Raw genomic sequence first — 15,541 nt, 5'->3', positions numbered from 1 at the left:
GTGGCGGCGGTGTGCAGGTGTACTCATGGTTAATCAACTCTTATGATGGAATGGTGGGGCATTATTATTGCACGAAATTTCTCATGACGACACTATCTAATAAAACTCCACAATTTCTGATGCCACAGTGGGTGACTAAAAATTCGACTTCAGGTATAGCATCACCAGTCACTTTAGAAGAAAATAGTAAAATTCCAATAGGAACGTTTTTGAAGTAGGCAGCAAAAAATACATTTATTTTTAATTGTATTGTTTTTTTAAGTAAGAGCCTGGCTTCATTATACACAACTTCAAACATTCCATATGTAGAATAATATCTTGCACTCCATTTTTCTTGTTCATTATCAGGAAGGTTTTGGTAAAAAACATCCCCCCATTCGGAAGTCATGGTTGTGGTTGTTATTCGATTGGTTATATTTGATGCCTCACTGACACTCACTTCCTTGACTGTGATAAAAGCTCTGGCATCACTCACTGATCGAGCCATGTCCGAAACAGACTTGGCATGAGTTAAGGAACCCAATGTTATGGGCCGATTAATATTAAAAGATTTTGATCTAAACATTATGCTACCTCATGCAAGGATATGAAATTTCCTTATTCCTCGCGCCGTGAGGAATAAGGGCGCTCCTGCAATATTTTATTATTTAACCCAAATTCTGGATAAAATGATGAAAGATATTTCACCCTGATACACCTCTTCATAAAAAGCCGACTACGTTACAGTATCTTATGTATGTCAGTTAAAATTCAATTGAGTTTACATCTATAACGTTCATTTATAAAATGCCATTTAAGACTTCTGGCGGGATTTAAATATAAGTATTCATTACTGGATGATCCAGTAAATCCCATATTAATATATATCTGTCTGGATTTCGGTACAGGGCTAATTTTCAGATGGCCTTTCATACCTAATTGTAGTGATTCGTTGACTGCATGTTCTATTAGTAAAATTCCACAATTCTGAATACCACAATGAGATGCTACATAATTGACTTCAAGTAATGGCGTGCCAGAACCATCATCGCTAGGGGTAAGCTGTAAAACGCCTATAGGAATCCCTTTGAAATAGGCAACAAAAAATAATGACTCTTTTTTTAATTCTTCACTTTTTTGATCATTTACACCGTATTCTATATTCATATCTATAGTACGAAAAACACCATGTGATCCTGCATGCCTGTTATTCCATTTTTCTTGCTCTTTATCATATATTTTATTTTTATTAACGTATTGCCATTCATCATATTTCATGGTTTCTGTCATTATCTTATTAACTACATGAAACATTTCCTGTTCAGTAGATTCCTTAATTTTTATCCATAACCGGGCGTCAAACGATGGTGTTCCTATATCCGAAGTGGATTTAGAACGGCTTAAAGGTTCAAATACCGAAGGACAATTCATATTAAAAGATTTTGATCTAAACATCATAACCTTCCTCCCCGACAAGACGGTAATAAAACTGACTCAGCTTTATTCTATAAAATCATAATCAAAGGCCAGCCGCCATTAATTATCATTCAATTAAAAATCATAAACAAAACAATATAATTAATTAATGGCGTGTTATCGGATTAAATTCTATTTTTAAAAGGCCACTATAGATCTTTCAGTTGTAAAAAGAAAGATAACAATGCGACCGAAGCCTAATTTAAATTCAGACTCAAATAAAAATACAATATTTATTATGGAAATGAATTACGATGTAAATACCACATCATATTGCACCGATAGTTTACCTTTCTTCTGCTGTATATCCTGTATCAAGATCCCATTAATTTGCTTTAATGACACCACATGTGTTCCACCACAAGGATAAGGTGTAAACTCGCCAAAACCGACCTCCCTAAACCCATCATCATGCAGGGTTATTTGGCAAGGTAAGTTTTCATCAATCACTTGGTTACACTTTTCTTGCAGATCTTCAATTGAAAAGGTTTGTGCCCCCTCTTTTGGTTTAAAGGTAACGCGGCTTTCTCCAGGCCAGTGGTGTGCCTTGATGGGCTGCCAGCCCAGAAGTTCGGCAATGTGGCCGATAAGATGTCCCGCAGAATGCAGTCGTGAATGTAATTGACGACGTTTTTCATCAACACGGGCAAAGGCAATTCCTGTGGTTACTGGATGTGCGGTGTAATGGATTATTCTGCCATTTTCTAGCGAGACATGCGTGACCTCCACCGCATTAAGCCAGCCAATATCACTGGGTTGGCCTCCCCCTTGAGGGTGAAATGGTGTTGCTTTTAATTGAATTGCATAACGTCCATCATCACAAAGGGCACAATTCAGGACTTCAGCTTCCCCAGCCAGAATGTGGCTGGATAAATAAAGGCGTTCAGACATAATTAATATTCCCTGGTATCAACACATTTCTTGTTGATTGTATTAGATGGACTCAATGGTGATAATCCATCAAAAAACCAAATAACTTTTGATCTATGAGCACAAATAACACGATAAATTTAATGCGAGAGATGGCCATTTTCGCGAAAGTCGTTGAGACGGGAAGTTTCTCCGAAACAGCACGTCAACTCGCAGCCACGCCTTCCGCCATTAGCCGCGCTGTAGCCAGACTGGAAAAGGCACTTGGAACTCGCCTCTTACAGAGAACAACACGTAAACTACGTTTGAGTGAAAATGGGCAGGACGTTTACGAGCGTTGCCTGGACATGGTCAATGCCGCCCAGGGGGTTATGGCGGTATCAGGGGATCTTAACCGTGAGCCGCAAGGGATCATACGCGTCAGTGTCCCTAAGGCGGTAGGACGCTTTGTTGTCCATCCCCATATACCTGCCTTCCTTGCCCACTACCCGAAAGTCGATGTGAATTTACGGCTTGATGATCGATATGTGGATTTGATAGACGAGCAGATTGATCTCGCTATACGCATTACCGATCAACCGCCTCCTGGCCTTATGGGCAGACGTTTGTTGAATATTTGGCATATGTTATGTGCAACACCAGAATACCTAGCGAAACATGGCACGCCACAGCACCCACACGACCTGAAAAACCATAGTTGTATTTACCTTGGGGAAGAGCCGGGTGATTCGCGCTGGAAATTTCGCCAAGGTAGCAAAGTTGCCAGCGTCAATGTTCATGGCCGTTATGCCGCCAACCACACGGGTGTCAGGCTTGACGCAGTATTGCAACATATTGGTATTGGCAGTTTACCTTACTTTACCGCCAAACATGCCTTACAGCAGGGGCAACTCCTTCAAGTGCTTCCTGATTGGAATTTTAAGGCCAACTACACTGGCGAACTTTGGATACTCTACCCACCAACACGGCATTTAGCGCCAAAACTTAATGTATTCATCGCGTTTTTGGCTAAATGTCTCCGTAATGAAGCGACCTCAGATAAAAAAATGGCTAAAAGCCGTTCAACCTATCATTACGAATTGCCAGAAGCCGGAAAGCAGGAAGATAGATAAATTTTATAATTTCCAACCTGATCCCTGTTTTTCTTATGACCAAGCTATAACTCTGGCGCAGCCCGTGTTTGCCAGTTAAGCTGTAAAACTGTTTCCTTAGTCACCTCAATTAAAAATGATTTACAGAGAGGGCCTTATGGCTGATACAGATATTCGGGTTGCTATCGTGGGCGCTGGCGGGCGCATGGGGCGTCATCTTATTCAGGCCGTCCAATCATTGGATGGCGTGACACTTGGCGCAGCATTAGAACGGCCTGGCTCTTCATTGGTAGGCGCCGATGCCGGAGAACTGGCGGGAGTGGGTAAAAACGGCGTGATGATCAATGATGACCTGCATCAAGTCATTGAATATTTCGATGTCTTGGTCGATTTTACTCGCCCAGAGGGTACGCTGGCCTACCTAGCCCTTTGTCGCCAATACCGTAAATCCATGGTCATCGGCACAACCGGTTTTGATGATGCGGGTAAACAAGCCATTACAGAAGCCGCTGATGAGATCCCGATTGTTTTTGCTGCAAACTTTAGTGTCGGCGTCAATCTGGTACTAAAACTGTTGGAAAAAGCCGCCGCAGTGATGGGGGAATATACCGATATCGAAATTATTGAAGCTCACCACCGCCATAAAGTAGATGCCCCGTCAGGAACCGCATTGGCAATGGGAGAATCCATCGCCAATGCATTAGGTCGTGATCTCAAAACCCATGCAGTCTATAGCCGTGAAGGCCATACCGGCGAACGCGATCCTAAAAGCATTGGATTTGCCACCCTACGGGCAGGTGATATCGTTGGGGAGCATACCGCAATCTTTGCCGATATTGGTGAACGTGTAGAGATCAGTCACAAGGCATCAAGCCGCATGACCTTTGCTAATGGCGCAATTAAGGCAGCAATATGGTTAACAGGGAAAAATAGGGGTCTTTACAACATGAAAGACGTACTTAACCTTGATAAGATTTAATTATTTAAAAACATAACTAATTGTAATTACGCAATTATTTTTATAATAGTTGCGTAATGGCAAATTAAATAATATTTATAGTTAAATAGCAAGGTTAATCATAATCTTTGTCATAAAACTTGACCTTTTTGTTGTCTTTTCCCCTTCCACGCGAAAAAAACCTGCATTTTTTCTATTTTTAAATTTTCTTTCACTATAATCGATTAACTACTGCCACTTTCCTTATATTTTTCAGCCGCCTTTACTCAATATAAGACCGAGGGTTGTAAAAAAGCCAATAAAAATGCCATTTTTTGTAGACAATCCCCACTCTTGTCATTAGAATTCGCGCAATTTGCCAAAATTTTGCTAAAAATCATGATTGGCATTGATTTCAAGGATCAATTCTGAATTAATATGCATTGGATGCGATTGATTATTCATTCTGGAGGGCGTTTTGATTAAGTCAGCTATACTGGTTCTGGAAGATGGAACCCAATTTCACGGTCGCGCTATTGGTGCTGAGGGTGTGGCTGTTGGAGAAGTGGTCTTCAATACCTCACTAACCGGATATCAAGAAATACTTACCGACCCTTCCTATTCCCGCCAAATCGTTACTCTTACTTATCCCCATATTGGTAATGTCGGCATCAATGCCGCTGATGAAGAATCCCCCGCCATTCAAGCCCAAGGCCTGGTCATCCGTGATTTACCTTTAGTGACCAGCAACTTCCGCAGTGAAGAAAACCTGTCTGATTACCTGAAACGTCACAATATTGTCGCCATCGCGGATATCGACACCCGCAAACTTACCCGCCTATTAAGGGAAAAAGGGGCACAAAACGGCTGTATCATTGCCGGTAATGAGGCTGATACCGGGCTTGCGCTGGAAAAAGCCAAAGCATTTCCCGGCTTGAAAGGCATGGATTTAGCCAAAGAAGTCACGACAGCACAATCTTACCAATGGGTACAAGGAAGCTGGGCATTAGCGGATGGGCTACCAGAAGCGCGTAAAGAGCAAGAATTACCTTACCACATTGTGGCTTATGATTTTGGTGTGAAACGCAATATCCTGCGTATGCTGGTTGATCGCGGCTGCCGCGTGACCGTTGTACCCGCAAAAACTCCCGCAGATGACGTGCTGAAAATGGCACCCGATGGCATTTTCCTGTCCAATGGACCGGGTGATCCAGAGCCATGTGATTATGCTATCGAAGCCATTAAGACCTTCTTAGATACCGAAATTCCGGTATTTGGCATCTGTTTAGGCCACCAATTGCTGGCGCTGGCTAGCGGCGCAAAAACCGTGAAAATGAAATTTGGTCATCATGGCGGAAACCATCCCGTCAAAGATCTGGATCGCGATGTTGTCATGATCACCGCACAAAACCACGGTTTCGCTGTTGATGAAAGTTCACTGCCGGCCAATCTGCGCGTCACCCATAAATCGCTCTTTGATGGCACACTGCAAGGCATTCATCGTACTGACAAGCCCGCATTCAGTTTTCAGGGACACCCTGAAGCTAGCCCAGGTCCACACGAAGCGGCTTCACTGTTCGATCATTTTATTGAGTTAATTGAACAATCTCGCCTGACAAACGTTCAGAATGCCCAATAATCAGGAGAAGAAAAAAAATGGCAAAACGTACTGATATTAAAAGTATCCTGATCTTAGGTGCTGGCCCAATTGTTATCGGCCAGGCCTGTGAATTTGACTACTCCGGCGCACAGGCCTGTAAAGCGCTGCGAGAAGAAGGCTATCGTGTCATTCTGGTCAACTCGAATCCAGCCACCATCATGACCGATCCGGAAATGGCCGATGCAACCTATATCGAACCAATCCATTGGGAAGTCGTCCGCAAGATCATTGAAAAAGAGCGTCCTGATGCCATCCTGCCAACGATGGGCGGGCAAACCGCGCTCAACTGTGCACTGGAGCTGGAACGCCAAGGCGTACTGAAAGAATTTGGCGTCACCATGATTGGTGCAACGGCTGATGCCATTGATAAAGCAGAAGATCGCAGACGTTTTGATCAGGCGATGAAAAAAATCGGCCTGGACACCGCGCGTTCTGGCATTGCCCATTCTATGGAGGAAGCGCTGGCGGTAGCGGGGGAAGTGGGTTTCCCTTGCATTATTCGTCCTTCCTTTACCATGGGTGGCAGCGGTGGCGGCATCGCCTACAACCGTGAAGAGTTCGAAGAAATCTGCGAACGGGGCTTAGACCTTTCCCCAACCAAGGAATTGCTGATCGATGAATCCCTGATTGGCTGGAAAGAGTATGAGATGGAAGTGGTGCGGGATAAAAATGACAACTGCATCATTATCTGCGCCATTGAAAACTTCGATCCCATGGGCATCCACACCGGCGATTCCATCACCGTCGCACCTGCGCAGACACTGACCGACAAAGAATACCAAATCATGCGTAACGCTTCGATGGCGGTACTGCGTGAAATCGGCGTAGAAACCGGGGGGTCAAACGTCCAGTTTGCCGTGAACCCGAAAAATGGCCGCCTGATCGTCATTGAAATGAACCCACGTGTTTCCCGCTCTTCGGCACTGGCTTCTAAGGCAACCGGTTTCCCCATCGCGAAAATCGCGGCAAAACTGGCAGTGGGTTATACCCTTGATGAATTGATGAACGACATCACCGGTGGACGGACGCCGGCCTCTTTCGAGCCTTCCATTGATTACGTTGTGACGAAAATTCCTCGCTTCAACTTTGAGAAATTTGCCGGCAGTAATGACCGCCTGACGACCCAAATGAAATCGGTTGGTGAAGTGATGGCCATTGGCCGTACTTTTCAGGAATCCATGCAGAAAGCCCTGCGCGGCCTGGAAGTTGGCGCGACCGGATTAGATCCTAAAGTGAATCTGGACGACCCACAATCCCTGACCAAAATCCGCAGCGAACTGAAGGACGCCGGCGCTGAGCGTATTTGGTATATCGCCGATGCCTTCCGCGCTGGCATGTCCGTTGATGGTGTCTTCAACCTGACCAATGTTGACCGCTGGTTCCTGGTACAAATTGAAGAGTTAATTCGTCTGGAAGAGCAAGTTGCAGAACAAGGCATTAACGGCCTGACCCCTGAGTTCTTACGCCAGCTAAAACGCAAAGGTTTTGCTGATGCGTATCTGGCGAAACGGGTGGGCGTCTCTGGTAAAGAGATCCGCAAGCTACGCCATGACTATAACTTATACCCCGTCTATAAGCGTGTTGATACCTGTGCGGCAGAATTTGCCACCGATACCGCTTATATGTACTCCACATACGAAGACGAATGTGAAGCCAATCCGAACCATGACAAGCCCAAAATCATGGTCTTGGGCGGCGGTCCGAACCGCATCGGGCAAGGTATTGAGTTTGATTACTGCTGCGTTCACGCGTCTCTGGCCCTGCGTGAAGACGGTTTCGAAACCATCATGGTGAACTGTAACCCTGAAACGGTTTCTACCGATTACGACACTTCCGACCGCCTCTACTTTGAGCCTGTCACGCTGGAAGATGTGCTGGAAATTGTGCGGGTTGAACAACCCAAAGGCGTTATCGTCCAGTATGGCGGTCAGACCCCATTGAAATTGGCTCGTGAACTGGAAGCTGCCGGTGTCCCTATTATTGGCACCAGCCCTGATGCCATTGACCGTGCAGAAGATCGTGAACGTTTCCAGCAAGCCGTTAATCGCCTTGGTCTGAAACAGCCAGCCAATGTTACCGTGACCGCGATCGAACAGGCGGTTGAAAAAGGCAATGAGATTGGTTATCCGCTGGTTGTTCGTCCCTCTTATGTCTTGGGCGGGCGCGCAATGGAAATTGTATACGACGAGTCAGATTTGCGCCGTTACTTCCAGAATGCGGTGAATGTCTCCAACGATGCGCCAGTCCTGCTGGATCACTTCCTTGATGATGCGGTTGAAGTGGATGTGGATGCTATCTGTGACGGCGAACGTGTGCTGATTGGCGGTATCATGGAACATATCGAACAAGCGGGTGTTCACTCCGGTGACTCGGCCTGTTCTCTGCCTGCTTATACCCTGAGCCAAGAAATTCAGGATGTTATGCGCCAGCAAGTTGAAAAACTGGCTTTTGAACTGCGTGTCCGCGGCCTGATGAATGTCCAGTTTGCCGTGAAAGACAACGAAGTTTACCTGATTGAAGTGAACCCACGCGCAGCACGTACCGTTCCCTTTGTTTCCAAGGCAACCGGTATGCCACTGGCAAAAATAGCGGCACGTGTGATGGCAGGCCAGTCTTTGCTTGAGCAAGGTACAATTAAAGAGATCATTCCACCTTACTACTCCGTAAAAGAAGTGGTACTGCCATTTAATAAATTCCCAGGCGTTGACCCCATTCTGGGACCGGAAATGCGTTCTACCGGTGAAGTCATGGGTGTTGGCCGTACCTTCGCTGAAGCCTTTTCAAAAGCCATGCTGGGCAGTAATTCCACCATGCGTAAGCAAGGCCGGGCGCTGCTGTCGGTACGCGAAGGCGATAAAGAGCGGGTTGTCGATTTGGCGGCTAAGCTACTTAAGCATGGCTTTGCCCTGGATGCGACGCACGGTACAGCGATTGTCTTGGGCGAAGCAGGGATTAACCCACGTTTGGTGAATAAAGTGCACGAAGGGCGCCCGCATATTCAGGACAGAATCAAAAATGGTGAATATGACTATATCGTCAATACCACCGCGGGTCGTCAGGCGATTGAGGATTCAAAGCTGCTGCGTCGCAGCGCACTGCAATACAAAGTGCACTATGACACCACCTTAAATGGCGGCTTTGCAACCACCATGGCACTTAGCGCTGATCCGACTGAACAGGTCATTTCTGTCCAAGAAATGCACGCTAAAATTGCCAAATAAACACATCTAAGATAACGCTACCCAATAAGATACCGTCATTTTTGGCGGTATCTTTCTGGCAAAGCGATTTCCCCAAGATTGAAAACCCAACGCGGAAAATTAGAGCGTTCTCCTATCAAAAGCGGGCATACACTTGTTGTGTGTGATTTACCGAAAAAGTGACATAAGAACCCGTTTGATCGCTTGATTGTCGCTCAGGCGAAATACAAAAATACCCCACTAATCACTAGTGATAATAAGCTGATAGATTTTGTCAGTGATTACATGACTATAATCCCTAACAGATAGCCGAAGTAGAAATATTCGATCCCCCGGTCTATTAACATCCTCAGCATCGGTAATTTATGCGACTTAAAGGATTTATATAATATACCAATCCAACTTCAAGTTGCCGTTTGCAAACCAATGGGAGATATAAGACGCATCTTGAAAGGCGATTGGTATATAGCTTTATGATGCTTGTTGACCACATGCAGTTTCCCTGCCGCGTTTTTTCATGCCCTTTTTTGTCATCGGTCATACCAAGCATCTTTATGGTTTAGTAAATATAAACTCAGTGTCATAAACCCAAAATGGTTTCTGCCACACAGGTATATTGATTATTCATAGGCACCTTGGGGGGAGTAAAGCAATCCGCCAAAAACCAATCTGCCGGCGTTTCCAGGGCAATAGAAATAGCCACCAAATGTTCCAGACTGATTTTATTGGTTCCGCGTTCGTAACGTGACAACTGCTGATGGCTAACGCCAATTTTGTCTGCCAGTTCTGCGGCTGTCACGCCAATTTCTCTTCTTTTCATTTGAATTCTTTTTCCTACCAGCATACTCACTTGCATAATATTTCTGCTCTCAATTTACTCAAAAGATAAACGAACTATTGCAGTGCCTTCATATTTACCGGCTTTTGGTAGTGTTCGCGTGTGCAGTACTGACGTCAGTTTGAAAGATTTAGGGATATTCTTTCCTTCAACAGAGATATTCACGCCCTTTGCTGCATTTTGGTTATCAATCTGCAACGTCGAATATATTTGCTTATTGGGATCGAGATAAACTTTTGCCTCAGTATCGTCGGGAGATATGATACTCAACTTAATCTTGTTACTCTCAACAGTACAACTTAATTGACCTTCAATTATGTGAGTTGCATTATTCACTGCTGCGGCGGTTAATTCCCCATAAGCAATGTCAGAAGGTAATTCAATGGTACAAATCTGGTTCTTAGGAGGCAGCTTGTTGCAAGTGGAATTGGGAAATTTTTGAGCCGAACCATACCACTTAGATATCTGAGTTGTATAAAACAAACCGATACAATCAGCATCCTTGGTTATAATGGTAAATGTTGCCCGTTGAGGAAGGTTAAACTTACTTGTATAAGCTCGCATAACATCGGCGGTCGTCCGATATCTACCGGCATTACCCAAGCATGCCCCTGCCTCTGTACAGGAGCCGAACATGCCAGGCTGACCCCTCTTGTACTGAACATCCGGGCCAACATAGCATCCGGCCATGCCATAGCAAGGATTTGGTATCCCTTCTTCTTCCGTCCAGGCAATCAGTTCCATCGTCGTAATCGCCTGATCACCTGATGGTTCTGTATTCACTGGCATAACATAAGCCCCACCATAAGCATAAGTGGCACTGGCTAAAAACAACAGGGCTGCTAGCTTCAACAACGATTTCTTAATATGGCGCATAACTTATTTTCCAAATAGCATCAAACTTTGACTCAATATCGTGGATGAAAAACCAGTCAGCATGACTAGTCGTAATTAACTTCAAAAGTCGCGATGGCAGTAAATTGACCCACTCCAATCTTTTTCTCTTGAATCACCCTGGGGTCTGCCTGCACATAGGCCTGGAATGGGATCACATTGGTGCTGCTACCCGCGGATAGCGGAAATTCACTGGTTTTATTAAATGGCATTGGCGTGCCATCAATCTTTTCCATACCAATGGCTATACCGCGAATGCTGCCATTAGACCTGACCGCCAGCAGCCCCGGAAGCGTTTGGCTTTGCTCACCCAGGAACTTGATTTTTAGACGCTTTATCATCTGAGGATCACAATCTTCTAAATACAGATAAAATTGCTGCCCCTTGGTACGGTGTCTCAGATAAAGATCGTTGTTAACGATATTGCCAAAATCCACCTCTATGTTTTGATTTTTTGTCTTAATCGAGCAAGTCGGGGCGAGTACAGTGAGTGTGATCCTGACATTCTTACTCAGATTATCTTGTGCTTGTGCACGTTGCTGGCTACCAAAGCCGAACAGAAATAGCATCGGCAATATATATTTGGATAATCTGATGATTAGCGGATTCATTATTATTTACCTTACATTTGCCCAACCATTTACCGAAAAAACCACCACATTCCGGTTAATTCTTTGATGATCCGCCATCAAGGCGTCTTGATGGCGGATCATCAATCCAACTCAATTAGCTTTCATGCACCACCACTTTTGTCACCGTGCAGGCATTACCATTACAGTTAAATGTGAGTTGTGGGCGCCCACCGTAATCATTGACATAAGTCAGTACCGGTGTATTCCCTAATGAATTAGCCGTCCCTCCCAGTTTTTCACTGCTTCTGGGTGGCAACATCATCGGCTGGAATCCCTCCACACTTTTACCGTTCACCTTGTTCGATGCTTCTGAGATAGTGACGTAATAAGGTGTTGGGTTATTCACCACGTATTGATTGCCTTCACGATTTAAGGTGAGTTTTTCCTGCCAGGGGTTATCCAGATCAATACGACGCGCAATCACCGCTTCCGGGCGGTAGAACAGCTTAACGCGAGTCTGCAAAGCGATTTGCAGCACATTGGGTTTTTCACTGCGGGGTGGAATTTCACGAAGGTTGAAATAAAACAGACTTTCCCGATCTTGGGGCAACTGGGCTATCGCCGGCAGAGCCTGAATTTTGACCTGGCTTTTCGCCCCAGCTTCAACACGCTGCACTGGCGGGACAACCACCAGCGGGCCATTAATCTTATTTCCCTTCTCATCTTCAATCCACGCCTGCGCCAGATAAGGCAAATCAAGGTGTTGGTTTTCAATGTTTAGGCTGACGGACTTTGTATTGCCATTAAAAATCACGCGAGTGCGATCTAACGCTATCGCTGCCATTGCCTGATGAATTGGCATCAAGCAGGTTACCGTCATGGCGGTTATCATTAGAATGTTTTTCAGTTTCATCGTGTTATTCGCTCATGCTCAAAAGAGGCTCATGTTTATATTTCTGTACTAGCTAATCGCCGCATTTTTTAGTTCAAAAAAACATAATACTCTATTAAATAAAGATTTTTTGGATCGTTTTATTACCGTTTACTTGCCGTCACCTGTTAAAAACTGGCAAGGCAGCAAAAGTGAAGTTAAAGACTCTGATGTCATTTCCGCCGGCACGGTGATCTCACATTGCGCTTTTCCATCCCAATGCACTTGCAGTTTTTCGCCCTGATTTATCCCACTCAGATAAGCATATCCATCCTCACTGACAATCCCGATTTCCCGCTGGGCTGCATTCAAGACAGAAGCCCCAAAAGGTGGGAATGAACCATCAGCTAACCGGAGGATGGTCATCGCCTTGATGCCTGACATGACCTGGAATTTCCGATAACCAATCGCCCCTTCCGTCAATGTTGCCTGCTGAACGGAGCGCAGTGCTTCGACATCATCAGGTAAGTTATCTAAGTCGATATTTGCCCTGTTGCGATAGTAGCTGTTCACATCTGCCAATACGGCCTTACCAAAGTAGTTGGTATGCACTGCTGAACCGAATCCCCGGATAGGCACATTGCTAATTCCTTCGGTATCGACCATCAGGCGAGTCGCACCAGACATATTCGTGCGGTGCAGTGCCGCCCCTTTTGCGGTTACCGTTACCCCACCTTGCAAGCCAAGAGCGGCCGTAGTATTGCCGCCATCCCGGTAACTGGCACTCGCCGTAAGTAACGCTTTGTCGCCATAATGGTTGTAATAACCATCGACTGATGCCCTACCGCCAATACCCGTACCCGCCGAAATACGATAATTATTACGATCATCGATACGATCAAAATAACCTACGGTATGGGCGTCACCCTGGCGATTAACCATGCCGTTATAGCTGATAGTGCCGCTGTCTCCCCACGGAATGGAAAGGTTCAGATACATGCCGTCATCTTTTTTATCGTCAAAATTGTTGCGATAGGCCGACAGATTGACGCTGATATTTTTATAACGTCCAATATCAAAATATTTGGATAAGGAAATGTTATAGCGATCGTTTGTTGGCCGGTTCCAGTAGGTTTGATGGCTATAGTTGAGGTAGGCACTTAAGCCAATATCGGTAAATTGTTTGTTAAAGGTAATGGTGTACATCTCTTTCCCGCTATCGGTAAAAATATTGCGATAGCGGCGATCAATATACTGCCCCATGTTCATGAAATTGCGCTCAGAGAAGCGATATCCGGCAAATGTCACCTGACTGTTATATTGATCAAAACGTTTCGAATAACTGAAACGGTAAGAACCCCCGGTCAGGGTTTTGTTTTCTCTCGGTAATTTCGCCCTTGATTCCGTCACGTCAAACGACAACGCGCCAAACATCATCAAGTCACGCCCGATCCCCATTGACAAAGAGTTATAATCCCCTGCCGCCAGAAGACCGCCATACAGTGACCAACCGTTGTTAATTCCCCACGAAAATTCCCCCAAACCGAATGCAGGCCCTTCACGACGGTGCTTATCATTCGTGGATTGGCCGCCAACAAACTGATACTGCACTCGTCCGGGGCGAGTCAGGTAAGGAATGGTCGCGGTATTGACCTGAAACTCTTGCACGCCACCGTCTTGTTCTTCGACTCTGACATCCAGTGTTCCTGCTACCGCATCACTGAGATCCTGAATACGGAATGGGCCAGAAGCAACCTGAGTTTCATACAGCACTCTTCCTTGCTGTTTAATCGTCACCTTGGCATTAGTCCGTGCTACACCGGTCACTTCCGGCGCATATCCACGTAAATTCGGTGGCAACATATTTTCATCAGTCACCACACTGATCCCCGTATAGCGGAAGCTATCGAAAATCTTGGAATCGAGGTAATCCTCGCCCATGGTCAATTTCGCTTCCAGACGCGGGATCGCACGATAGACATAGTAACGGCTCCAATCCCAATCACGTTTCCTGCCAGCGGAATGGTTCAATTCGTTACCCTGATTTTTGAAACGGTTATATCTGGCCTGCCAGTCAGCCCGAAAACGCCATGCCCCCACATTCATGCCCGCGGTTCCAACCGCGCTCATCTGTTGGTCACTGCTGCCATGACTGGGCTTAGACGTTTGTGCGTTCATGTTATAGTCAAACAGCAATCCCGCTATCCCATTATCCCAACGGGAAGGCGGGTCCCAGTCTGGCAAATCATATTCCAGATAAATTTTAGGGATGATTAAATAAAGCGTATAAGTGGCCAGCTCACCTCTGGCTGACATACCGGGTAAGCTATTGAGATCAAGACACGTCCCCTCATTCTGCCAAGCTAATTTTTCTACCCACTGCTGTTTCAATGCGATTTGTTTCACCAATTCAGGCGTGACACAGGCTTCACTGTCGGTTGGATCATCAGGCGGTGCGATAAAATCAATAGAATATGTCTCAGGAAGCTCATTCTGATTCACCCGGACGCCCATCATATAGTTACCCGGCATGATGTAACCTGCACGGGCAAATTTATCCAAATCAATATTGGCTCGTTCACTGACGTCCAGTGCACCAATATTAAATTCAATGGATGATTTGGCATGCGCAGCCTGAATGCCAGATAACGCAAACAGCACGAAGGCAAAAAGAGGGTTAATTCCAAAAAGTAAGTGCCCTGTTTTTATTTTATTAGCGACTTTCTTTTTATTAACCAATCTATTTGTATTGAAGGTTTTTTTCTTATTATTGTTTATTTTTTTATTACTGATCGTTTTTCTATTATCAGATAAAAAACCATGATTCATAGCATCTGAAAACAAAGCCATAACATCCTCTGAACAATGAATCGTTAAGGATCCCGTTTGAAATTAGCCGCTGTCTGACATGACCGAGTCTGTAAGCGCATAGGCTTTCTTACCTCATACATGGCGTCATTAAAGTTCATCGATCTACATTGAGGCCCCTGACCGATACTGGGGTTGCAAAGATAGCCACATGCCCTGCCTATCCGTAATATGTTACGTTCTCTGTTTGTGCTTCACTTGTTTTACCGTACTGCGGGAAGTAGAGGAAACGTCACCATCGGTATACCATTAGCAATTATTTCAGAATAGTGAAAATTTTTATTT

Annotated in this window: 12 protein-coding genes; 4 read left to right on the top strand and 8 right to left on the bottom strand. The window is 45.2% G+C overall.

The genetic code is table 11. The features are described 5' to 3' along the window. Positions 1-64: 64 nt before the first annotated feature. The 3 genes from Xkoz_RS15525 to Xkoz_RS15515 all read right to left on the bottom strand — a co-directional run bounded on the left by Xkoz_RS15525 (position 65) and on the right by Xkoz_RS15515 (position 2,346). Positions 65-565, bottom strand: coding sequence for a hypothetical protein (locus Xkoz_RS15525; RefSeq protein WP_099142968.1), 501 nt, complete (start codon positions 563-565; stop codon positions 65-67). 185 nt (positions 566-750) lie between these two features. Then, positions 751-1,437 (bottom strand): GNAT family N-acetyltransferase, encoded by a 687-nt coding sequence (locus Xkoz_RS15520; protein WP_141554431.1) that lies wholly within the window; start codon positions 1,435-1,437, stop codon positions 751-753. A gap of 267 nt (positions 1,438-1,704) precedes the next feature. Continuing rightward, complete coding sequence (locus tag Xkoz_RS15515) at positions 1,705-2,346, bottom strand: alanyl-tRNA editing protein (protein ID WP_099142966.1); 642 nt, start codon at positions 2,344-2,346, stop codon at positions 1,705-1,707. 95 nt (positions 2,347-2,441) lie between these two features. Here Xkoz_RS15515 and Xkoz_RS15510 point away from each other — a divergent pair, with 95 nt between their 5' ends. The 4 genes from Xkoz_RS15510 to carB all read left to right on the top strand — a co-directional run bounded on the left by Xkoz_RS15510 (position 2,442) and on the right by carB (position 9,234). Further along, a complete protein-coding gene (locus tag Xkoz_RS15510; RefSeq protein ID WP_099142965.1) occupies positions 2,442-3,437 on the top strand; it encodes a LysR family transcriptional regulator in 996 nt (331 codons plus the stop codon). A 136-nt stretch (positions 3,438-3,573) separates the two neighbouring features. Next, complete coding sequence (dapB, locus tag Xkoz_RS15505) at positions 3,574-4,395, top strand: 4-hydroxy-tetrahydrodipicolinate reductase (protein WP_099142964.1); 822 nt, start codon at positions 3,574-3,576, stop codon at positions 4,393-4,395. 436 nt (positions 4,396-4,831) lie between these two features. Then, the gene (gene carA, locus Xkoz_RS15500; RefSeq protein ID WP_099142963.1) at positions 4,832-5,992 is read left to right on the top strand and encodes a glutamine-hydrolyzing carbamoyl-phosphate synthase small subunit; all 1,161 of its coding nucleotides are present in this window, start codon (positions 4,832-4,834) and stop codon (positions 5,990-5,992) included. A 17-nt stretch (positions 5,993-6,009) separates the two neighbouring features. After that, positions 6,010-9,234, top strand: a complete 3,225-nt coding sequence (gene carB, locus Xkoz_RS15495; protein WP_099142962.1) for a carbamoyl-phosphate synthase large subunit — start codon at positions 6,010-6,012, stop codon at positions 9,232-9,234. Between the two features lie 559 nt (positions 9,235-9,793). Here carB and Xkoz_RS15490 read toward each other — a convergent pair. The 5 genes from Xkoz_RS15490 to Xkoz_RS15470 form a co-directional block, all read right to left on the bottom strand. Next, positions 9,794-10,057, bottom strand: a complete 264-nt coding sequence (locus Xkoz_RS15490) for a helix-turn-helix domain-containing protein (protein WP_279627412.1) — start codon at positions 10,055-10,057, stop codon at positions 9,794-9,796. Between the two features lie 30 nt (positions 10,058-10,087). Next, entirely contained in the window at positions 10,088-10,927 is an 840-nt protein-coding gene (locus tag Xkoz_RS15485; RefSeq protein WP_099142960.1) for an MrpH family fimbial adhesin, read from the bottom strand. 65 nt (positions 10,928-10,992) lie between these two features. Further along, positions 10,993-11,556, bottom strand: a complete 564-nt coding sequence (locus Xkoz_RS15480; protein WP_099142959.1) for a fimbrial protein — start codon at positions 11,554-11,556, stop codon at positions 10,993-10,995. Positions 11,557-11,671: 115 nt separating this feature from the next. Further along, on the bottom strand, positions 11,672-12,430 hold the full coding sequence (locus Xkoz_RS15475) for a fimbria/pilus periplasmic chaperone (protein WP_099142958.1): 759 nt from the start codon (positions 12,428-12,430) through the stop codon (positions 11,672-11,674). Positions 12,431-12,559: 129 nt separating this feature from the next. Continuing rightward, positions 12,560-15,238, bottom strand: coding sequence for an outer membrane usher protein (locus tag Xkoz_RS15470; RefSeq protein ID WP_244183487.1), 2,679 nt, complete (start codon positions 15,236-15,238; stop codon positions 12,560-12,562). Positions 15,239-15,541 lie beyond the last annotated feature (303 nt).

The sequence above is a fragment of the Xenorhabdus kozodoii genome (assembly GCF_002632875.1).
Classification (GTDB): domain Bacteria; phylum Pseudomonadota; class Gammaproteobacteria; order Enterobacterales; family Enterobacteriaceae; genus Xenorhabdus; species Xenorhabdus kozodoii.
This window is presented reverse-complemented; position numbering and strand designations above follow the sequence as displayed.